General features: G+C 71.7%; 19 protein-coding genes. 14 read left to right on the plus strand and 5 right to left on the minus strand.

Features of this window, described 5'->3' with window-relative positions; genetic code table 11:
• Positions 1-34 precede the first annotated feature (34 nt).
• Positions 35-943 carry an AbfB domain-containing protein gene (locus tag ACFU5F_RS24740; protein ID WP_383891123.1) on the minus strand — a complete coding sequence of 303 codons (909 nt, stop codon included), beginning with the start codon at positions 941-943 and terminating at the stop codon, positions 35-37.
• A 295-nt stretch (positions 944-1,238) separates the two neighbouring features.
• On the opposite strand from ACFU5F_RS24740, the gene ACFU5F_RS24745 reads away from it, so the two are divergent.
• The 6 genes from ACFU5F_RS24745 (at position 1,239) to ACFU5F_RS24770 (ending at position 5,938) form a co-directional block, all read left to right on the plus strand.
• Positions 1,239-1,559, plus strand: coding sequence for a DMT family transporter (locus ACFU5F_RS24745; RefSeq protein WP_383891126.1), 321 nt, complete (start codon positions 1,239-1,241; stop codon positions 1,557-1,559).
• Entirely contained in the window at positions 1,559-2,095 is a 537-nt protein-coding gene (locus ACFU5F_RS24750) for a TetR/AcrR family transcriptional regulator (protein WP_383891129.1), read from the plus strand. The genes ACFU5F_RS24745 and ACFU5F_RS24750 overlap by 1 nt, the downstream gene beginning before the upstream one ends.
• A gap of 542 nt (positions 2,096-2,637) precedes the next feature.
• Positions 2,638-3,627, plus strand: coding sequence for a 2,3,4,5-tetrahydropyridine-2,6-dicarboxylate N-succinyltransferase (gene dapD / locus ACFU5F_RS24755; RefSeq protein WP_383891132.1), 990 nt, complete (start codon positions 2,638-2,640; stop codon positions 3,625-3,627).
• Positions 3,628-3,758: 131 nt separating this feature from the next.
• Positions 3,759-3,983, plus strand: a complete 225-nt coding sequence (locus ACFU5F_RS24760; RefSeq protein WP_383891135.1) for a hypothetical protein — start codon at positions 3,759-3,761, stop codon at positions 3,981-3,983.
• 174 nt (positions 3,984-4,157) lie between these two features.
• Positions 4,158-4,712, plus strand: coding sequence for a SigE family RNA polymerase sigma factor (locus tag ACFU5F_RS24765; RefSeq protein WP_383891138.1), 555 nt, complete (start codon positions 4,158-4,160; stop codon positions 4,710-4,712).
• Complete coding sequence (locus tag ACFU5F_RS24770) at positions 4,709-5,938, plus strand: WD40 repeat domain-containing protein (RefSeq protein ID WP_383891140.1); 1,230 nt, start codon at positions 4,709-4,711, stop codon at positions 5,936-5,938. Before ACFU5F_RS24765 ends, ACFU5F_RS24770 begins: the two co-directional genes overlap by 4 nt.
• A 10-nt stretch (positions 5,939-5,948) precedes the next feature.
• On the opposite strand, the gene dapA is transcribed toward ACFU5F_RS24770, so the two are convergent.
• Positions 5,949-6,896: a 4-hydroxy-tetrahydrodipicolinate synthase gene (gene dapA / locus ACFU5F_RS24775; RefSeq protein ID WP_383891143.1), complete on the minus strand. Its 948-nt coding sequence runs from the start codon at positions 6,894-6,896 to the stop codon at positions 5,949-5,951.
• Positions 6,897-7,047: 151 nt separating this feature from the next.
• Between dapA and ACFU5F_RS24780 the strand changes: the two genes are divergently transcribed.
• The gene (locus ACFU5F_RS24780; RefSeq protein ID WP_383891145.1) at positions 7,048-7,509 is read left to right on the plus strand and encodes a phage holin family protein; all 462 of its coding nucleotides are present in this window, start codon (positions 7,048-7,050) and stop codon (positions 7,507-7,509) included.
• On the plus strand, positions 7,506-7,784 hold the full coding sequence (locus tag ACFU5F_RS24785) for a DUF3618 domain-containing protein (protein WP_383891148.1): 279 nt from the start codon (positions 7,506-7,508) through the stop codon (positions 7,782-7,784). Before ACFU5F_RS24780 ends, ACFU5F_RS24785 begins: the two co-directional genes overlap by 4 nt.
• Positions 7,785-8,564: 780 nt before the next feature.
• Here the strand turns inward: ACFU5F_RS24785 and ACFU5F_RS24790 are convergent.
• Positions 8,565-9,722, minus strand: coding sequence for a YihY/virulence factor BrkB family protein (locus ACFU5F_RS24790; protein ID WP_383891151.1), 1,158 nt, complete (start codon positions 9,720-9,722; stop codon positions 8,565-8,567).
• A 114-nt stretch (positions 9,723-9,836) separates the two neighbouring features.
• Here ACFU5F_RS24790 and ACFU5F_RS24795 point away from each other — a divergent pair, with 114 nt between their 5' ends.
• The 3 genes from ACFU5F_RS24795 (at position 9,837) to ACFU5F_RS24805 (ending at position 12,115) form a co-directional block, all read left to right on the plus strand.
• Positions 9,837-10,544 carry an antibiotic biosynthesis monooxygenase gene (locus ACFU5F_RS24795; RefSeq protein ID WP_383891153.1) on the plus strand — a complete coding sequence of 236 codons (708 nt, stop codon included), beginning with the start codon at positions 9,837-9,839 and terminating at the stop codon, positions 10,542-10,544.
• Between the two features lie 135 nt (positions 10,545-10,679).
• Positions 10,680-11,351, plus strand: coding sequence for an ArsR/SmtB family transcription factor (locus ACFU5F_RS24800; protein ID WP_383891156.1), 672 nt, complete (start codon positions 10,680-10,682; stop codon positions 11,349-11,351).
• A 20-nt stretch (positions 11,352-11,371) separates the two neighbouring features.
• Entirely contained in the window at positions 11,372-12,115 is a 744-nt protein-coding gene (locus ACFU5F_RS24805; RefSeq protein WP_383891159.1) for an SRPBCC domain-containing protein, read from the plus strand.
• Between the two features lie 44 nt (positions 12,116-12,159).
• Here the strand turns inward: ACFU5F_RS24805 and ACFU5F_RS24810 are convergent, their stop codons facing one another.
• Positions 12,160-13,983 (minus strand): endonuclease/exonuclease/phosphatase family protein, encoded by a 1,824-nt coding sequence (locus ACFU5F_RS24810; protein ID WP_383891162.1) that lies wholly within the window; start codon positions 13,981-13,983, stop codon positions 12,160-12,162.
• A gap of 417 nt (positions 13,984-14,400) precedes the next feature.
• Between ACFU5F_RS24810 and ACFU5F_RS24815 the strand changes: the two genes are divergently transcribed.
• Complete coding sequence (locus tag ACFU5F_RS24815; RefSeq protein ID WP_383891165.1) at positions 14,401-15,918, plus strand: hypothetical protein; 1,518 nt, start codon at positions 14,401-14,403, stop codon at positions 15,916-15,918.
• Between the two features lie 167 nt (positions 15,919-16,085).
• Here ACFU5F_RS24815 and ACFU5F_RS24820 read toward each other — a convergent pair.
• Positions 16,086-16,882 (minus strand): IS5 family transposase gene (locus tag ACFU5F_RS24820; RefSeq protein ID WP_383891168.1). Its coding sequence is split into 2 segments (ribosomal slippage): positions 16,086-16,544 and positions 16,547-16,882, totalling 795 coding nucleotides; the frame shifts between segments, so codons are not numbered across the junction.
• Between the two features lie 418 nt (positions 16,883-17,300).
• Here ACFU5F_RS24820 and ACFU5F_RS24825 point away from each other — a divergent pair.
• Together ACFU5F_RS24825 and ACFU5F_RS24830 are read left to right on the plus strand one after the other, a co-directional pair.
• On the plus strand, positions 17,301-18,770 hold the full coding sequence (locus ACFU5F_RS24825) for an alkaline phosphatase PhoX (RefSeq protein WP_383891171.1): 1,470 nt from the start codon (positions 17,301-17,303) through the stop codon (positions 18,768-18,770).
• 492 nt (positions 18,771-19,262) lie between these two features.
• Positions 19,263-20,849, plus strand: a complete 1,587-nt coding sequence (locus ACFU5F_RS24830) for a TROVE domain-containing protein (protein ID WP_383891173.1) — start codon at positions 19,263-19,265, stop codon at positions 20,847-20,849.
• Positions 20,850-20,908 lie beyond the last annotated feature (59 nt).

Below are 20,908 nucleotides of genomic sequence, written 5' to 3' on the forward strand. Positions count from 1 at the left end.
GGCCACACCCCTGTCCACGTGCGGGAACGGCCGTTCAGGCCAGTCCCTTGACCAGCCGGAAGCCGGTCTCCATCCAGTACTGCTGGTTGTGCTCGTAGCGCTCCAGACGGAGCTGGTTGTAGCGGAAGCGGATGAAGTGGTTGGGGTAGTTCACCGACTCCAGCCCGACCACGTCCGTCTGCTCGTTGCGGGGGCAGAAGGTGGCGTCCTGCTTGAACAGCTGGGAGCCGTCGTTGCGGGAGGCGCGCAGCACGAAGTTCTGGTGCCGCGCGTAGCGGCCGTCCTTCAGACGGAAGGAGTAGCAGGAGGACTTCGCGAGGCCGGAGACGACCGTGAAGGAGGAGTCCTGCCGGGTCCAGCGGTCGCTGGTGCTGCTCACCTGATCCAACTGGATCGTGCCGTCGCGCAGGTGCCAGTACCGGTCCCGGAAGGAGGCGGACTGTATGGACTTGAACCGGGTGGTGGCACTCGGCTTCTTGGTGGGCTCCGGCGACTTCGCGCCGCCCTGCTGGCTCTCCGACGCGTCGGGTTCCTCGTCGTCCTTGCCCTTGTCCTTGCTCTCGCCCTTGTTCTTCCCGGCGGCGTCCTTCTCGGCGTCGCCGTCGGCGCCCTGCGGCTCCGACAGACCGCTCTTGCCGTCCGGTGCCGAGGTCGCGGCGGGCGACGTGGGCGGGAGGGACACGGTGGGGACGCGGTCGTCGGCGGCGGTGGTGCGGCCGTTCTTCTCCGACGAGTCGTCAGGCCCCGAGCCCTGCAGGGTGATCGCCGTCACGCAGGAGGAGACCACGGCGAGAGCGAGGGCACCGGCCAGCCAGAGGCGGCGGGTGCCCGGTATGCGGGTGTCGTTCGGGGCGACCCCGGTCTCCCACACCTTCGCGGATCTGAGCATCGGAAGGCTGGGCGGGGTCTGGTCCGGATCGGGTCCGGGCTTAGTCGGCGGCATGCGCGGTTCCCTCGGCGTCGCCACAGGCGGACGCAAATTCGTCATGCGGATCAGGGAGGGTGGTACGTGTCACCGGTGTGTGCAAACCCTGGCGGTCGTCACACATTCGGGAGATTGACCGTTGAAACAGTAGTTCACCAAGTGACGCGCGGGGAGCCCTTTCGGTGAGCGCTTCCATAACGGAACGGCCCCGAAACGGGGGCCTCTTGAGGGTCGAGGGCGGCCAATTCCGCCCATAAGCGCGCCTGTACACCCCATGTGTACAACCGTACATATGATGTGTACGCTCGTACACATGGGATATCTGTTGCTCGCCGGCGCCATAGCCGCCGAGGTGGCCGCCACCACCGCCATGAAGTACAGCGAGGGCTTCAGCAAGTTGTGGCCGTCGCTCGTGACCGGTGTGGGGTACCTCGTCTCCTTCGTCCTGCTCGCCCAGGCGCTGAAGTCGATGTCGATCGGCACGGCCTACGCGATCTGGTCCGGCGTCGGCACCGCGGCCGTCGCCGCGCTCGGGCTGGTGCTCTTCGGGGAGCATCTGAGCTTCGCCAAGGTCGCCGGGATCGTGCTGATCGTCGCGGGAGTGGTGGTACTGAACCTGGGAGGCGCCCACTGATGGCCCGGCGCTACGACCCCGAGCGGGGACAGCGGATCATCGATGCCGCGGTCCGTGTCGTCGCGGACAGGGGTATCGCCGGGCTGAGCCACCGGAGCGTGGCCGCAGAGGCGGACGTCCCGCTCGGCTCGACGACGTACCACTTCAAGACCCTCGACGACCTGATGGTCGCCGCGCTGCGCCAGGCCAACGAGCGCTTCGCCAGGAGCGTCGCGGCGCGCGAGGCCCTGCGGGACCCCGGTACCGACCTCGCCGCCGAACTGGCCGCGCTGGGCGGCGAATGGTTCACCGGCGACCGGACGGGCCTGGAGGTGGAGTACGAGCTGTACCTCGCCGCGCTGCGCCGGCCCGCACTGCGTCCCGTCGCCGACGAGTGGGGCCGCGCCTTCGCCGACTGCCTCGCCCGCCGCACCGATCCGGTGACCGCGCGGGCGCTGGTCGCGCTGGTCGACGGCATCTGTCTGCAGGTCCTGCTGACGGGGGCGCCCTATGACGAGGAGTACGCACGGGAGGTGCTGGCGCGGGTGATTCCCTGAGGGGGCGGGCAGGGGGCAGGCGCGCGGTGGGCCACGGTGGGGCTCAGGGGCCCGTGACGGCCGGACGGGAACCGGTGGGCGGACCATGGCGGTGGGCCGACCACGCGGTGGGTGAGGACGCCGTCCGAGGGTGACGCCGGGAGCAGCGCGGCCGTCCGAGGGTGACGCCGGGGCCGGCGCGGCCGACCGAGGGTGACGCCGAGGCCGTCGTCCGGCCGCTGGAACGACCGGAGCTGTTTCCCCGGTTCCACGACCGCCACGCGACTGACATCCACCGGTACGCGCCCCCGGGGCTCGGAGGCGGACGGCCGACGGCGTCACCGCCGGACATGTTCCGCGATCCGCGCGTCACCAGAGCCTTCGTGGACGAGCCGGGCGAGAAACGGTCGGCCCTCCCTCGCGTCCAGGCACCTCGTGACGCGGGGGCATGCGGCCCGCTCCACGTGGGTGGGCCGGCACCGTATGTCCGTAACGTGCCCGGCCCCTGAGACGCCCGTGCCGTGGGTTGGCCCGCACCGCCTCCGGGCGGTTAGGTTGCCCTCATGACCGACACGACTGCTCCCCGCACCACCGGCGCCGTGGCCGCCGGCCTCGCCACGATCGCCGCCGACGGCACCGTTCTCGACACCTGGTTCCCCGCGCCCGAGCTGGCCGCCGAGCCGGGCCCCTCCGGCACCGAGCGGCTGACCGCCGAGCGGGCCGCGGAGCTGCTGGGCGGCGGCGCGACCGCCGCGCTCGGCCAGGACGCGCGCCGGGGCGTCGAGATCGTCGCGGTCCGCACGGTCATCTCCTCGCTCGACGAGAAGCCGCTCGACACGCACGACGCCTACCTGCGCCTCCACCTGCTCTCCCACCGGCTGGTCAAGCCCCATGGCCAGAGCCTGGACGGCGTCTTCGGCCTCCTCGCCAACGTCGCCTGGACCTCGCTGGGCCCGGTCGCCGTCGACGAACTGGAGAAGGTGCGGCTCAACGCCCGCGCCGAGGGTCTGCACCTCCAGGTCACGTCCGTCGACAAGTTCCCGCGCATGACGGACTACGTGGCCCCCAAGGGCGTCCGGATCGCCGACGCCGACCGCGTCCGTCTCGGCGCGCACCTCGCCGAAGGCACCACGGTCATGCACGAGGGCTTCGTCAACTTCAACGCGGGCACCCTCGGCACGTCCATGGTCGAGGGCCGGATCTCCGCCGGTGTCGTCGTCGGCGACGGCTCGGACATCGGCGGCGGCGCCTCCACCATGGGCACGCTCTCCGGCGGCGGCAACGTCATCATCTCCATCGGCGAGCGCTGCCTGATCGGCGCCGAGGCGGGCGTCGGCATCGCGCTGGGCGACGAGTGCGTCGTCGAGGCCGGCCTCTACGTCACCGCCGGCACCCGCGTCACCATGCCCGACGGACAGGTCGTCAAGGCCCGCGATCTCTCCGGCGCCTCGAACATCCTCTTCCGCCGCAACTCGGTCACCGGCACGGTCGAGGCCCGCCCGAACAACGCGGTCTGGGGCGGCCTGAACGAGATCCTGCACAGCCACAACTGACCCCCATAGCCCCACGTACGGGTTACTCGGCGTGACCTTCGGGCTGTTCCGGCAGATGAACGGGCGGACACGGAGTCCGATCAGCTGCCGAGCCGACGAAATGAGGGGCCGACGAGATGAGGGGCCGAGGGATGAGGAACGACCGGGCGAGGGGTGTGGCGCGCGTGGTCACGGGGGTGCTGGCCGGGGCGACGCTGTGCTGGCTTCCCGCCGGGGCCGCGCACGCGGACGAGACCAACACCGCCTCGCACAACGGCCCCCGCATCGGGCTCGTCAACATCGGTCAGGTCGACGACCCGATGGAGGACGTGCTGGAGCACACCCTGCTGTTCGGTGACGGGTACCGCTGGGGCTGACCCGGCCGTCGTCGGGAATCCGGGCCCGTACGCGCAGACGCGCGTACGGGCCCGCGCCGTTCTCCGGTGCCCGCACGACTTTCTTCCCCGGGGTGGCATAGCCGGGCGCGGGTCCGCGCGTCACTAGGGGCACAGGGGCGGGACACGGGGCCCGCCGGGGAAGAGAAGGTGACGATGGATGCCGCAGGGCAGGAGAGTTTCCGGGAATTCGTGGCAGGGCGGTCGTCGGCTCTGCTGAAGACGGCCGTGCTGCTGAGCGGCGGGGACCGGCACGCGGGCGAGGACCTGCTGCAGAACGCGCTGATCAAGGCCGCCGGGCGCTGGCAGCGCATCGACGAGCCGGAGGCGTACGTACGGCGGATCCTCTACCGGCAGCAGGTCAGCCGATGGCGGCTGAAGTGGCGGCGCCGGGAGCTGACCGTCGCCGAGCCGCCCGAGAGCGGCGCCGCCGACGGGGCGGCCGGGGTGGAGCTGCGGCTCGTGATGCGCGGGGCGCTGGCCCGGCTCACCGCCCGGCAGCGCACCGTCCTCGTGCTCCGCTACTTCGAGGACCTGCCCGAGGCGGAGGTGGCCCGGATCCTCGGATGCTCCGTCGGGACCGTCCGGTCCACGACCCACCGCTCGCTCGCCCGGCTGCGCGAACTCGCGCCCGAGCTGGGCATGCCCGGGACCGCCGTCGCCGAGCAGACCCCGTCCCGTGACTTCTCACCCGTGGAGGTGCGTCCGTGAACGTCGATGAACTGGTGCGCGAATCCCTGCGGGAGCAGGCCGCCGAACAGCCGCCCCTGGGGCCCGGCTTCGCCGATCGGGTCCTGACCGCCCGACGCCGCCGCCGGAACCGGTCGATCGCGACCGTCGCCGCGGCCACCGCCGCCGTGGTCGCCGTCGCGGTGGCCGTCCCCCTGCTGGACTCCGGCAGGGACGAGGTGCGGCTCGCCACCGAGATGAACCGGAGCGACATCATCGCCCACCCCGACCAGTCGCCGCCGCGCGATCTGATCGCGGCGGGAGACGTGGCGCTGGCCGCCTACTACACCCTCGACACCGTCAAGACCTCGAAAAACACCGCGGTCCGGGCAAGCACCTACCGGATCCTCGACCAGGAGACCGGCAAGTACGTCAAGGACACCCGCTGGTCCCAGGTCGCGGTGGCCCCCGGCATGCGGACCGCCGCCGTCCTGGAGAAGGACCTGCCCGCCCGGCGGATCGGTCTCCTCGACCTGCTCACCGGCGAGGTCGAGCGCTGGATCCCCGTCGACCGGGGCGTCGCGAGCGTCGAGTTCTCGTCCGACGGCGGCAGGCTGGTCGCCACCACCTACAGCAAGAACCCCGATGTGCTGACCAGGGCGTCCAACGACGTCGACGGCGACGGCAAGAAGAACGACTTCCTGCCCCAATTCTCCGAGTCGTACCGGACCGGCTTCTACCTCGTCGATGTCGACTCCGGCCGGACCAGGTGGAGCGAGACCCCACCGGAGAAGGACGAGGACATGCCGATCGTCAACTCCCGTCAGGACTTCTCCTTCAGCGGCGACGGCAAGCTGGTCCGCTCAGGGCTGGCCGTGGAGCCGCACGACCAGTACTACGACCTCCAGGGCAACAAGGTGGCCAAGCCGGCCAACGAGAAGTACCTGACCTGGTCGGTGCAGGCGCGGCTCTCCCCGGACGGCAAGCTCGCGGCCGGTGGTTTCGCCGGCGGTGTCAGGACGACCGCCTCCGAGATCATCGATCCCTACACCGGCAAGCGGCTCCACAAGATCCGCGGACAGCAACTGCTCGCCTGGGTCGACAACAAGCGGCTCATCGCCTGGGACATCAAGGCCGGCGACAACGAGTTCCACAGCGCTCTCGTGCTCGTCACCATCGGCAGCGACAGGACGATCGCGCTCAGCGGCGCCCTCAAGGGCAACGACGGGGCTCCCGGTCGCTGGAACCCGGTCTTCGCCACCCGCTGAGGACCCGTCCTCAGACGGCCACCAGCCGTTCGTACGCCGCCAGCAGCCCGTCGGTCACCTCCTGACCGGCGGGCCGCAGCGGTGCGCGGACCGGGCCGGCGGGCAGGCCGAGCCGTCCCAGGAGCGCCTTCGCCGTGACCGTGCCCGGCAGGCCCGAGGCCATCATCAGCTCGATGAGCGGGACGGCGCGCCGCTGGAGCCGGGCCGCCCCGGCGGTGTCGCCCGCGTCGAAGGCGTCGATCACCGCCCGGACCTGGCGGGGGACCGCGTTCGCGACCGTGCTCACGTAACCCGACCCGCCGATCGCGTACAGCGCGAGAACGTACTCGTCGCAGCCCGTGTAGTACGCCAACTCGGTCTCCGCCAGCACCTTCTGGGTGCCCAGGAGGTCGTACGCGCAGTCCTTCACCGCCACGATCCTCGGGTGGTCCGCCAGCCGGATCATGGTCTCCGGGGCGATGCGCGTGCCGGTCCGGCCGGGGATGTCGTACAGGGCGAGGGGCAGTCCCGAGGCGTCGGCGAGGTCGAGGAAGTGGGCCTCGACCGCGTCCTGCGGGGGCGTGCTGTAGTACGGCGTGACTGCCAGCAGACCGTCCGCGCCCGCCTTCTCGGCCGCCAGAGCCAGTTCCACGGTGTGCCGGGTGTCGGCGGTGCCCACCCCGGCCACGATCACGGCCCGGTCGCCGACCGCCCCGCGCACGGCCCGGATCAACTCGGCCTTCTCCGCGTCCGTCGTCGTCGGCGACTCGCCCGTCGTCCCGGAGAGCACCAGCCCGTCGCACCCCTCGGCCACCAGCCGGTCGGCCAGCCGCTGGGCGCCGTCCAGGTCGAGTGCGCCGGATGCCGTGAAGGGCGTGATCATCGCGCAGACGGCGCGACCGAAGGGGGCGGAGTGCGTGGGGGGAATGGGCCTCGGGTGATGAGAGTGGGTGCGGGCGTGGCCGTGGGTGTGGGTCATGCGGGTAGTCTCGGGGAGCTCATAGTGAAGCTCCACTTAAATCTTCTACGAGGTGTGCGGGAGATTTGCTACGAGGACAAGAGGATGTCGCAGGGGTAGCGGGGGGCGGGGCGGGTACTCGGGGCGTCCCGATGTGTGAGGAGGCGACACCGTGACCGGGACCACCGAGACCAGGCCCACGCGATTCGAGCGCTCCACGCGCTCCGCGCGTCCGGGGCCGGGGGAACACGACCACCACTCCGTGGGAGAGCTGGTCGGGCAGGCCACCGAACAGCTCTCCCTGCTCGTACGACAGGAGGTCGCCCTCGCCAAGGAGGAGCTGGCCGAGAAGGGGCGGCGCGCGGGGCGCGGCGGCGGGCTGCTCGGCGCGGCCGGCGCGGTCGCCTACGTGGGGTTCATGACCCTCGCCGCCGCCGGGGTCGGGGCACTCTCCCTCGTGCTGGACGTGTGGGCCGCCGCGCTCATCGTCATGGGTGTGCTGTTCGTGATCGCGGGCGTGCTGGCCGCGCTCGGGCGTGCGCAGCTCCGCCGGGCCACCCCGCCCAGGCCGGAGCAGGCGCTGGACAGCGTCAAGGCGGACGTGGACGAGATCAAGGGGAGGGCCCGGCGATGACACAGGCATCGAGCAGGACCGACGGTGCGGTGGGTGCCAAGGGTCCCGACGAACTCCGGCGGCAGATAGAGCAGACCCGGGCGCAGCTCGGTGACACGGTCGAGGAACTGGCCGCCAAGGCGGATGTGAAGGCCAGGGTGCACGCGGCCCAGGCCGATGTGCGGGCGAAGGCGCACTCGGCGTGGGAGCGGGTGCCCCGGCAGATGGTGATCGTGGCCGGGGCCGGTGTCGCCGTGGTCACGGTGGGAGTGCTGGTCTGGCGCCACCACCGTTAGACGTTCGTTCAGAAGCGTCAGAAGCGTCAGAAGCGTCAGAAGCGTCAGGAGCGTCAGGAGCGTCAGGAGCGGCGCGGTTTCGCCCGTCCCCTTCGCCCCTCCCGCTCGCCCTGCTCGCCCCGCCTTCGAGTCGTCCCGGCGAGGGCCGGCTGCTGTGGTCGCGCCGGGTCGGTCGGCGCACGCCAGCCACTCGGCCACTCCAAGGGGCTGGGAAGGGACAGGGGGAGTGTCGGCCCGTTCTCTTCGCGGGTGGCGGCGGGCGGGTTCATTCGCCTGCGAGGCGCCTGTCCAGCCTCCAGAGGGGATGGGAGTCGGGTCGTACGACCGGCCCATGGCGTCACCCTGCCGAGCGGCGGCCGGCCGCCGCGACCTTGCGACGGGAGTTCCATCGACACGGTCTCCGGCAAGGGCGCGCCTCCGCGCGGCTCCTCCTCATCGTGGCGAGCAGCGGGAGACCCGGAGGGCGGCGGGGGTGCCTCTTTCGTCGGTTCGCCCGGCTTCCGTCCCGCCGGACTGCTGCCGCGCCGGGCACGGGAGAGGCCGGGACCACTACGCCGGGACCACTACGCCGGGACCACTACGCCGGGACCACTGCACCGTGCGATGCGACGCCGAGCGACGGCCGCCGGCCGACCACCGCACCCCTGGGACCACTGCCCCCGGCATCCGCGCGCCCCGATATCCACGCACCCCCGCCCCGCCGCTCCCGCCCCCGCCCCCCCGCACCCACCCGCAGCCGGTCCGCCTCCCCGGCCGCGGGTCCGTCTGTCCGCCCCGGGCTCAGCCCTTCGCCAACGGGTCCCGGCCGGGTGCGGTCGCGGTCGTCCTGGCGCGGGCCTCTCGCAGGGCCCGCAGCCGGGACGGCCACTTGCGGGTGTCCCGGGGTTCGACGTAGGGCTCGTCGGTGGCGGAGCGGCCCTCGACGATGGCCCGCTCGCGCGAGAGTTCCGCGTCGAATTCGAGGCCCAGCAGGATGGCCAGGTTGGTGAGCCAGAGCCAGATGAGGAAGACGACGGCGCCGGCGAGGGTGCCGTACGTCTTGTTGTAGGAGCCGAAGTTGGCGGCGTAGGCGGCGAAACCGGCGGAGGCGACGAGCCAGATCAGCGTGGCGACGATGCCGCCGGGGCTGACCCAACGGAAACCCCGGCCGCGGACGTTCGGGGCTGCCCAGTACAGCAGCGCGATCATCAGTGTCACCAGCACCAGCAGCACCGGCCACTTCGCGATGTTCCACACCGCGATCGCCGCGTCGCCGAGCCCGATCGTCGTGCCCGCGCGCTCGGCCAGCGGGCCGGTGAACACCACGATCAGCGCGCTCGCCGCCAGCATCACCATGAGCACCAGCGTCAGGGCGATCCGCAGCGGCGTCACCTTCCAGGCCGGGCGGCCCTCCGGGAGGTCGTACACCGCGTTGGACGTACGGATGAAGGCGGCCACGTACCCCGACGCCGACCACACCGCCGCCAGCAGGCCGACGATCGCCAGCAATCCGCCCGTACCGCCGCTGTCGCTCAGCTGGACGACCGCGTCCCGCAGGATGTCCCGCGCGGGGCCGGGCGCCAGGTCGCCGATGTTGTTCAGGATCTTGTCGGTCGCGCGCTGTCCGACGACACCGAGCATCGACACCAGCACCAGAATGGCGGGGAACAGCGACAGGACGCCGTAGTACGTCAACGCGGCCGCCCGGTCGGAGAGTTCGTCGTCCTGGAACTCCTTGACCGTGCGCCGCACCACCGCCCACCACGACCGTTTCGGCAGCCCGGTGGGCCCGTCCACGCCCGCTCGCTCCTCCGCCCGCTCCTCCCCCCGCCGCTCCGTCCGCTCCCGCGCCCCTGCCCCGGTCTCCGCCGCGGTCTCCGCCCTGGTCCCCGTCCCGGCCGTCGCCCCGGAATCCGGTTCCTTCCCCACCCGCTCGGCATCGTGCCGCTTCTCGTCCATGACCGGGCGGGTCTCCCGAAAGCGCGTCCCGAATCGCGGAGTTGACCTGAATCTTGGTTGAGGTTGAAAGGTGGTCGGTGGACACACACCGAGTACCGATCAGGGGAGAGCGGCATGACCCGACGTACGGACCTCCACCCCGTCCTCGACCGCCCCGGCGTCGGGGCGCCCTTCTTCAGTACCTGGCGGGTGGGGACGCCCGAGCGGCAGCGGCTGACCGTCGAGGCCGTCGCCGACACCTGGCAGCGCCGCCCTTGGCCCACCGACGGGCTGCTGGGCTACTTCGTCTACACGGCGGAGGACGGCTCCGGCCTGCTGCACTACTCCCAGTGGGCCGACGAGCAGGCGTACGAGGCCTTCGCGCGGACGCGCCGGCAGGAGCGCAACGACGCCATCGACACCGCCGTGCCCGGGATCGAGCGGGTGGGGCTCGGACGCTACCGGCGCTACCGCAGTCTCACGGGCGGCGACGACCGCGCCGCCCGGGTGCCGGGGTGCGTCGTGATCGTCGACATCGAGTTCGAGGGGCCGGACCCGGCGCGGCAGCGGGCCTGGGTGGACGCCGTCGAGGAGGCACTGGCGGCCGAGCCGCACGCACACCCCGGCGGTATCTCCGCCCACTTCCATCTCGCCACCGACGGCACCCGCGTCCTCAACTACGCCGAGTGGGAGACCGCGCGGCACCACGTCGACGCCCTGGCGTCCCCGGGCGACGGAGTCGGCTCGCCGTCGGCGCTCTGGCAGCGTGTGCAGACGTGGCCCGGACTGAGGAGCAGCACGGTCACGCGCTACGAGTACGCCCTCGGTCTCCTTCCGGACTGACCGGGCGCCACCTGTCTCCGAACACCTCGCCCGACCATTTCGCCCGACCGTTTCGTCCGACCCCTTCGCCCGAACGCTTCGTCCGAACACTTCGATCGTCTGGACAAAAAAAGTTTTCGGTGGGAGGGTGGAGCCATGTTGGACGTCACCGTGATCGAGGACCCCGAGGCAGCGGCCGTCTCGCTGGATCCGATACGTGCCCGGCTGCTGGCCGAGCTGGCGGCCGGGCCCGCCTCGGCCGCCATGCTGGCCGGGAAGGTCGGGCTGCCGCGCCAGAAGGTGAACTACCACCTCAAGGCCCTGGAGCGGCACGGCCTGGTCGAGCTCGCGGGGGAGCGGCGCAAGGGCAATGTCACCGAGCGGCTGATGCGGGCGACCGCCGCGTCGTACGTGATCTCGCCGCTCGCGCTCGCCGCCGTGCAGCCCGACCCGGACCGTTTCCGGGACCAGCTCTCCGCGCGCTGGCTGCTGGCCCTCGGCGCCCGGCTGGTCCGGGACGTCGGGTCGCTCGTCACGGGCGCGGCCAGAGCCCGCAAGGGGCTCGCGACCTACGCGCTGGACGGTGAGGTCACCTTCGCCTCGGCCGCCGACCGGGCCGCGTTCGTCCAGGAGCTGACGGCCGGGGTGAGCGCGCTCCTGCGCAAGTACGACGCCCCCGACGCCGAGGCGGGCCGGGCGCACCGGATCGTCGTCGCCGTCCACCCGACGGTCAAGCCGCAGTCCGCCGGCCCGCCCGCACAGGCCGGCCTGTCCGAACTGCCCACCCAGAATTCGCTGCCCGACCGGACCGAACAGCTCGGTCAGTGAGACCCGTTGAGGAGCACGTCATGTCCAAGGAATTCGAGATCGCCCGGGAGTTCGAGGTCGACGCCACCCCCGAGGAGGTGTGGGAGGCCGTCACCGCCGGGACCGGCGGGTGGCTGTGGCCGATGGAGGCACCCGAGCCGCGCGTCGGCGGCAAGGGGCCGTTCGGCTCCGACGTCATCGCCTGGGAGCCGCCGCACCGGTACACCAACCGTGTCGCGGACGTCGAGGGCATCTCCGAACAGACCCTCAACCAGCTGGACTACACGATCGAACCGCGCGACGACGGCCGACGGGCCTGGGTGCGGTACGTGCACAGCGGCATCTTCGTCGACGACTGGGACAACCAGTACGACGGCGCCGCCAAGCACACCGCCTTCTACCTGCACACCCTGCGCCAGTACCTGACGAGCTTCCGGGGCCGTACGCTCACCGCGTTCGCCACCTTCGACGGACCCGCGACGGCCGGGGCCCCCGACGCGCTCACCACCGTCGGACGGGCGCTCGGCCTCGCGGACGACACCCCCGAAGGGGCCCGCGTGCAGGTCAAGGGCCCCGACGGGCAGCCCGTCGACGCCGTGGTCGACTACCGGGACCCTTACTTCATCGGTCTGCGCACCGACGACGCTCTCCTGCGCTTCTTCGGCCGCAACCACTGGGGCCACCGGGTGGGTATGAGCGTCCACGACTTCGCGCCGGGAGCCGACGCCGGGGCGGACGAGAACGCGTGGCAGGGCTGGCTGAACGGCGTGTTCAGCCAGCCCTGAGCGACACGGACGATCACGACCGGGTCATGACCGCGGTGCACGGCCTACGGCTCGAACCGCACCACCTGCGGGTCGTGGTCGCTGATCTGGTCGTTGAACTCCGCGTTGATGTGCACGCTGTCGTACGTGAACCCGGCGGCGCGCCGCACCGAACGGCTGACCAGGATCTGGTCGAGCACCTGGGCGTTGCCCTGGAAGACGTACGAGTAACGCTCCCGCTTCGGCAGCGACTTGATCGCCGACCACAGGACGCCGCCGTCCTCCAGCAGCTTCGCGGTGTCGGAGAACTCGAAGTCGTTGATGTCGCCGAGGGCGATGACGGACGCCTTCTTGTCCTTCGCCAGAACCTGCTTGACGAAGGTGTTCACGGCCTTCGCCTGCAGGTGGCGCTGGGTCTCCGAGCTGCGCTTCGGCGGCTGGAACTCCGAGTGCAGCGCCTGGTCGCCGCCCTTGGACGCGAAGTGGTTCGCGACCACGAAGACGGACTTGCCGCGGAAGGAGAACTCGCCGACGAGCGGCTTGCGGCTGTTCGTCCAGGCGGCGTTCGCCGGGTCGATCCGGCCCGGGGACACCGTCAGCCGAGCCGTGCCGTTCGCCTTCGTCACGCCGACGGCGGTCGTGGCGTCGCCGCCCGCGCGGTCGGTGAAGGAGACCCGCGCGGGGTTGAACAGGAAGACCTGACGGATGTTGCCGCCGGGCTCACCGCCGTCCGCGAGGTTCACCGGGTCGATGGACCGCCAGTCGTACGCCGGACCGCCGGCCGCCTTGATCGCGTCGATCAGCTTCTTCACGGTCTTGTCGGCGGCGACCGTACCGTCGTTGGTGGCGCCGTTGTTGTCCTGGATCTCCTCCAGGGCCACGATGTCGGGCGACTGCAGGTGGTCCACGATCGCGGCCGCGTGGTCCGCGAAGGAGGCGTCCGAGGGGTCCAGGTTCTCGACGTTGTACGTCGCCACCGCGAGCTCGCCGCGCGCCTGCTTCTCGGTCGTCTCGCGCTCCAGGCCGCCCTGCTTCAGGGTGCCGATCCGGTTGGCGACGAGGGTGTAGCCGCCGAACTGGTTGTAGTCCAGCGGGCCGGCCGTGGTGCCCTTCAGCACGTCGCCGACGTTCGCCTTCGGGAAGTCGGCGACCGCGCCCAGCGACTGGACCTGCAGCCGGCCGGTGTTCTGCGAGGTGTAGGAGTCGTACAGTGCGCCGCCGCGGCGGTTGTCGTTCTCCCGGGGCTTCACCGTGACCCACAGCTCGGTGAACGGGTCGGTGGCGCCGACCACGCGGGTGTCGGCGACCTGGACGTTCATGCCCTCCAGGGACTCGTAGTGGTCCAGGGCGTAGGTGGCGGGGGCGAGCTTGAGGCCGTTGACCGAGCCGGCGGCCGCGGGGTCGCCGGCCGGGGCGTACTTCTTCGGTACGGACTTGGTGTCGATGACGGTCGCGGCCGGAACGGCGTTGCCCGTGGAGACGACCGTGATCGTCGGGCGGGAGATCTGCGTCACAGACTGGTTTCCGGACGAAGTGCCGCCCGGTATGAACTCGCCGACCGTGCCCGCGACCGTCACCGCGTCACCCACCGACACCGTCGGCCGGGAGCTGGTGAAGACGAAGACACCCTCGCTCGTGGCGGGGTTCGCGTCCGCCTCGGGGTCCTGGATCCAGAAGCCGCGCGAGCCGTACGTGCGCACGCCCGTGACGATGCCCTGCACCCCGGCGACCTGCTGGCCGACGAGCGGGGACGTCCGGGTGGTGCCCTGGATGTCGTGGATGCGGATGGAGTCCGCCTCGGCGGGCGAGGTCAGGACCACGGCGGACACGGTGGAGCAGATGGTGGCGACGGTCAGCGCGCCGATGCGCGCGGTTCTCTTGCTCGGCAAGGGGATCCCTCCGGGGACGTACGTGGCGCCGGGACGAGAGTGGACGGGGTGGCCTGCGACCGGTGGGGCGGTGCGACGCGCGTAGAAGCCGGCGGACCCGATGAACTCCGACAGTCGTGCCTGCGGGAGGCCCCGGAATCGTCCCAGAGCTACCCGTGAGTTTCTACGCGCGTCAATCTCCTGCCTGGTCAGCCCAGTTGTCAAGGTTTCGGCCATGTCCAACTCCTGGCAGGTACATGAACCGGGCGGCATGGGGCCAAATCCGTCTAGGCTGAGCGGCTGCGTACCCGTGCCCGTACCGGTAGGCGTTCGCACAGCCGTAGGCGTACGCGTGGCGCGCACGGAAGCCCCCTCGCGGGGGCGTACCCGTCGCTCGGCAGTCGTTCGTCAGCACCCGTTCCGAGGAGATCCCCGCCGATGTCAGACAGCTCGCCACTGCCGCCGGTGCGGCTTCTCCCCGCAGCCGAGCTGGCGCGAGAGGCGCTCGCCACACCGTTGCTCTCGCGCGCCGCGCGGCTCGCCCGCTGGGCCGGGCCCGGCACGCGGGTGGGCACCGGCGGCGAACTCGTCGACGAGCAGCTGCCCGCCGCCGCCGAGGCGCTCGGGCTCACCGGCGCGGGCGTCGAGGGCGAGGACGGCGACCACGCGGCCGCGTCGGCCAGTGAGGCCTGGCGGGTGGCCGTGGACACCGGACTCGTCGAGATCGTGAACCCCGGCGGGCCCGAGGCGGCCGACGGGCCGGGCGCAGGGGAGGAGCGGACGGTCACCGTGGGCGAGGAACTCGCGCTCCTCACCTCCGGCGGACCGCAGGACGTACTCGGCATCTGGCTCACGGCCCTGGAGACCGTCCTCGCCGACGCGGCCGTGCCCGACCTCGACGGCCTCGTCGACGCGATGGACTCCGGCGGCGAGATCGACTTCTCGGGACTGGACTGGGACCCCGAGACCGAGGCGGAGTTCCTCGACGGGGTGCTCGGCAACCTGTACCTCCTCACCGTCAGCGAGGACGGCCCCGACGGACCGGTGCCGCTGCCCGCCCTCGCCGCCTCGATGATCGTCCCCGACGACATGGGGGAGCCCACCAACGACGTGCTGGAACAGGTCTCGGACGCGATGATGCGGCTCGACGACCAGTTCCGGGTGCTGGAGCCGATCGGACTGGTGGAGTACCAGCCGGTCGACGAGGCGCTGATGACGGACGCGGAGGAGGCCGCCGCCGAGGGGCCGGGTGCCGCGCCCGCCGTCGACGACACCGATGTCACGCGGTACGGCATGGTCCGGCTCACCCCGCTCGGGCTGTTCGGGATGCGGGCCCGGCTCCTGGAGGCGGGCGTGCCGGCACCCGCGGTCGGGGACCTCGTCGACAAGGGCGCGGACGCGCTGCTGGACGGCACCGCCGGGTTCCCGCCGGCGGCCGCCCAGGCCGAGACCGAGCAGTGGCTCGCCCGCCGGGAGCCGTCGGCCGCCGCACGTGAGCTGCTGGCCGCCGCGCGGGGCACCGACGCGGGCGCCCCGCTGCGGCGGCTGCGCTGCCAGCAGGCGCTGTCCCTCGTGGGTGCCGTGGCCGAGCCGGCCCTCCGGGAGGTGCTGGACGACCCCGAGCTGGGCGGGCTCGCCCGGGTGTGGCTGACGGAGAACGGTGCCGCCGACGTGCCCGTGCCGTCCGAGGCGATGGTCTTCTGGCTGACCATCGACACGGTCGCCGCACAGCTGGCGGCCGAGGGGAACTCCGCGGAGCTGCGGGCGCTGGTGGAGGGGCTGGCCGCGCAGCACGGGTCGTTCTTCGCGGCGGCGTGGCGGGTGGATCATCCCGCGACGCCCGATGTCCTGGAGGCGATGGGGCGGATCCACCCCGACAAGCGGGTGGCGAAGGAGGCTCGCAAGGCGGCGTTCAAGGCGCGGTCGCAGAAGGGGACGGGGAGTGCCGCGCAGTAGTTTCGGGGGCGCCCGGTGGCTCGGGGGCGCCCAGGCGCTCGGGGGTGCGGGTGCGTGGGCGGCTGCGGGCCCGGTGGGGCTTCTCGCGCAGTTCCCCGCGCCCCTAAAAGCGTCAGGCCCCTTGCGGGCCCAGAGGCATCAGGCCCCTGCGGGCCTAAGACATCGTCTCATTTGGTGAGTCTGCGGTAGCAGATGAGGCTGCAGGCGATGGCGGTGAAGGCCAGGAAGTGCTCGGCCTTGCGTTCGTAGCGGCGGTGCAAGCGGCGGCAGCCTGCCAGCCAGGACATCGTGCGCTCGATCGTCCAGCGGTGCCGGCCCAGCCGGGTGGAGGACTCGATGCCCTTGCGTGCGATGCGGTGCCGGATGCCGCGCTTGCGTAGCCATCGGCGCAGGTGGTCGTAGTCGTAGCCCTTGTCCGCGTGCAGCTTGGCGGGCCGTCGTCTGCGTGGGCCGCGGCGCGATCGGATCGGCGGGATGCCGCGCACGAGCGGCTCGAGCGCCTGGCTGTCGTGCAGGTTCGCGCCGGAGATCCCGATGGAGAGGGGTAAACCGGTCCGCTCGGTGATCAAGTGGACCTTCGAGCCCTTCTTGCCCCGGTCGACAGGATGCGGACCTGTCAGGTCCCCCCTTTCAGGGCCCGCATGTTCACGGAGTCGATGGCGCAGCGCGACCAGTCCAGGTCTCCGCGCGAGCCCAGCTCGTCGAGGATGAGGCGGTGCAGCTTCGCCCAGACCCGGGCGGCGGTCCACTCGGTGAAGCGCCGGTGTGCGGTCGGCCCCGAGGGGCCGAAGACGGGCGGCAGTTGTCGCCAGGTGCAGCCTGTCGTGGCCACGAAGATGATCGCGGCCAGTACCTCGCGATCCCCGTACCGGCGCCGACCGCCGCCCTGCGGCCGCGTTGGGGCAGGTGGGACCACCCGCTCGAACAGCTCCCACAAATCGTCCGGCACCAAGCGTTCGACCATCACCACACGGTGCAGACTACCCAGTACTCCAAATGAGACGACGTCTAAAGCACCAGGCCCCTGCCGGCCTGAAAAGCGCGGCCCGGCGGGCCTGAAAAGCCACCGGTCCTGCGGGCCTGAGGAGCGACGGGGCGACGGGGCGACGGGCCTGAGAAGCGCGAGGCGCAGCCCCCGCTTTCAGGGGCGCGGGGAACAGCGCGACCAGACCCCACCGGAGCCGCACTCGCCGACGTGCCCGGACGTCGCCGAGACCTGAGGCGCGGGCGAAGGCGAACGGGCGCGGCCCCTCGGTGGTTCACCGAAGACGGGGGGCGGCCTTCTCCCCGCGTTCAAGCGGTGTTCAGGCGGGAGCGCGACCGTGGCGCGACACCTCGGGTCCGCCCCCACGGTCCTCCACCGCCACACAGGAGAAGACAGCATGCCGCTCACCCGCAGGGACTTCGCCGGACGATCCGCGGTCACCGGAGCCGGTGTCGTGCTGTCCGGCAGCGTGGGCGCACTGGCCACCGCGCCGAACGCGCTCGCCTCGACGGATCCGGACCTCGAACGGGAACCGCACCCGCAGACCGGCACCGGCACCGAGCGCGCGGCGGAACGGGTCGGCTACGGCCCCCTCGTGCCCGACCCCGAGGGCATCCTGGCCCTGCCCGCCGGATTCAGCTACCGCATCCTCACGTACAGCGGCAGGACGACGCTGGAGTCCGGCGAGTTCACCCCCGCCAAGCAGGACGGCACCGCCGCCTTCCCCGGCCCCCGCGGCACCACTCTCCTCGTCAACAACCACGAGCTGAAGGGCCCCCGGGCCAACTGGGAGTTCCCGGTGCCCCTCACCGAGGGACTGGTGTACGACCCGGCGGCGGCCGGCGGCTGCACCGTGGTGGAGGTACGGCCCGACGGCCGGGTCGCCGAATGGGTCGGCATCGCGGGCACGTCCACCAACTGCGCGGGCGGCAGCACCCCGTGGGGCACCTGGCTCACCTGTGAGGAGAACTCCGACCGGGCCGGCGTCAACGGCATGACCAAGGACCACGGCTACGTCTTCGAGGTCGACCCCTGCGACCGCCGCGCCAACCGCGCCCCGAAGCCGCTGAAGTTCTTCGGCCGCTACGACCACGAGGCCGTCGTCATCGACCCCAGGCGCGGCCACGCCTACCTCACCGAGGACGCGGCGTCCCCCAACGGTCTCTTCTTCCGCTGGACCCCGCCCAAGGGCTTCACCCACGGCCCCGGCAGGTTCCGTACCCTCGCCGACGACGCGGGCGTCCTCCAGGCCCCCCGCTGCTACGACTCCGGTGGCCGGTTCGTCGACGACCTGTCCCGTGCCACGAAGACCGGCACGGTGTACGGGGTCGACTGGATCGACGTCCCCGACCGGGACGCCCGGACCGTCGCCGTCCGCAAGCAGTTCACCGCCACCGAGATCACCCGCGCCCGCAAGCTGGAGGGCATGTGGTGGGGCGACGGCGGCGCGTACGTCGTCTCCTCGTACGCCCGCGACGAGAGCCCCGTGCGGCACGACGGCCAGGTCTGGTTCTACGACCCCAAGCGCCGCACCCTGACCCTGAAGGTCCTGCTCGGCGTCAACCCGGACCCGTCCGTCGACGGCGCCCTCGACGGCCCGGACAACATCACCGTCTCCCCGTACGGCGGCATCGTCCTCGCCGAGGACGGCGAGGGGATCTCCCATCTCTTCGGCGCCACCGACAGCGGCCGCACCTACCCGATCGCCCGCAACGATCTCAACATCGGCACCGCGGACGAGCCGGAATACAGCGAGTTCGCCGGCGTCACCTTCTCGCCCGACGGAAAGACCCTGTACGCCAACATCCAGACGCCGGGCATTCTGCTCGCGATCACCGGACCGTGGAAGCGGCAGAGGCGGCAGTAAATTCATTGGCCCGTCCCGTGGTACGCCTCCTAGAGTGATGCGCGTCCAGGTGCGAAGGCAGGACCTACTTCCACTCATAATGGGGCGGCCGCGGGTTCGAGTCCCGCCACCGGTACCAACACGCCGGTGTAGCTCAGGGGTTAGAGCACCTACGTCGGTTCCGCCGGCTTCGATCTCTGGACACCCAAAGTTTCACGCACCTCCCGGTGCGTTTCGATCTCGGGAGGCGCGGCAGATGGTGGGTGCCCGGTGCGCAGGCAGCGGATACTTCGGGAACTGGTGAGGAGAAATCCTCGTGCGGGTTCGAATCCCGTCATCGACCACGGGTCGGTGTGGCGGAACGGAAGACGCGCCTGTCATAAGCGCCGCCGCCGACTTCGATCTCGGACACCCTCCATCCGCCGTGCCTCCCCCGAACCAGAATTCAGAAATCAGGAACAGGGATTCCTCGTACGGAATGTGATGTGGCGAGGAATTCGGGGGGAGTTCACCATGGCGCGATTCAACACGAAGGCCGGTGCGGCCCGGCCCGCCTCCCGTGTCACCTCCACGGGGCGTGTGCTCCGTACGTACGAGGGCGGCCGGGGCCGTGAGCGGGACGAGCGCTCCGAGCTGTTCCTGCTCTCGATCGCCAACTTCGTGGCGCAGAAGACCTTCTACGAGAGCGGCGAGGACCGGGACGAGCGGTTCGCCGCGCTGGTGCGCCGGCTCGCCGTCACCGACCCCACGTGGACGGCCGGCCTGCTCGGCTGGCTGCGCGGCGAGGGCAACCTCCGTACGGCCTCCCTCGTGGGCGCCGCCGAGTACGTGAAGGCGCGGCTCGACGCGGGCGTCACCGACGGGCCCACCAACCGCGAGGTCGTCGCCTCGGTGCTCCGGCGCCCCGACGAGCCCGGTGAACTGCTCGCCTACTGGACCTCGCGGTACGGCCGCAACCTCCCCAAGCCCGTGAAGCGGGGCGTCGCCGACGCCGTGCGACGGCTCTACAGCCCCAAGACGCTGCTGAAGTACGACACCGCGTCCAAGGGCTACCGCTTCGGCGACATCCTGAACCTGGTGCACGCGGCGCCGGACCCGGACAAGCCGTGGCAGGGGGACCTGTTCCAGTACGCCCTCGACCGGCGCCACAACCCGGACTCGGCCGTCGTGCCCCGCTCGCTGCCGATGCTCGCCGCGCACCGCGACCTCATGGAACTGCGGCCCGCGAAGCGGCGCCGGGTCGTGACCGGCTCGGGGGGCGCCCGGCGCCTCGCGGACGCGGGCATGACCTGGGAGGCGCTGGCGGGCTGGCTGCAGGGGCCGCTGGACAGGGCGGCCTGGGAAGCCGTCATTCCGTCCATGGGCGCCATGGCGCTGACCAGGAACCTGCGGAACTTCGACCGGGCGGGCGTCTCCGACGAGGTCGCGGCCCAGGTCGCGGCGCGGATCAGTGACCCGGCGGAGGTCGCGCGGTCGCGCCAGTTCCCGTTCCGCTACCTCTCGGCGTACCGCCACGCGCCCTCGCTGCGCTGGGCGTACCCGCTGGAGCAGGCGCTCGGCCACTCGCTGGCCAACGTGCCCGCGCTGCCCGGCCGGACCCTGGTCCTGGTCGACCGCTCGGGCTCGATGTTCTGCTCCCGGCTGACCGACCGCTCGTCGCTCACCTACGCCGACGCGGCCGCGGTCTTCGGCACGGCGCTCGCGCTGCGGGCGGCGGACGCGGATCTGGTCGAGTTCGGGAGCACGAGCAGGGTGGTGCGGTGCGACGCGGGCGAGTCGGTGCTGAAGATCATCGGCCGGTTCGGCGACCTGGGCGGCACCGACACCACCGAGGCCGTCCGCCGCCACTACCGCCGGCACGACCGGGTGCTGATCGTCACCGACGAGCAGGCCGGCCACAGCCACTACGGCGACCCGACCCGGCAGGTCCCGGCCGAGGTGCCGGTCTACACCTGGAACCTCGCCGGGTACCGGGCTGGCCACGGCCCCTCCGGCACGGCGAACCGCCACACCTTCGGCGGCCTCTCCGACGCGGCCTTCCGCATGGTGCCGCTGCTGGAGGGGGTGCGGAAGGCCGAGTGGCCGTGGGCGGCCGGGTGACGCCGGTCCGCGGACCGGCGGTCCACGAGAACGGGGGATGAGTGTGGCCCGTGTCCCCA

The organism is Streptomyces sp. NPDC057438 (genome assembly GCF_042802995.1).
Classification (GTDB): domain Bacteria; phylum Actinomycetota; class Actinomycetes; order Streptomycetales; family Streptomycetaceae; genus Streptomyces.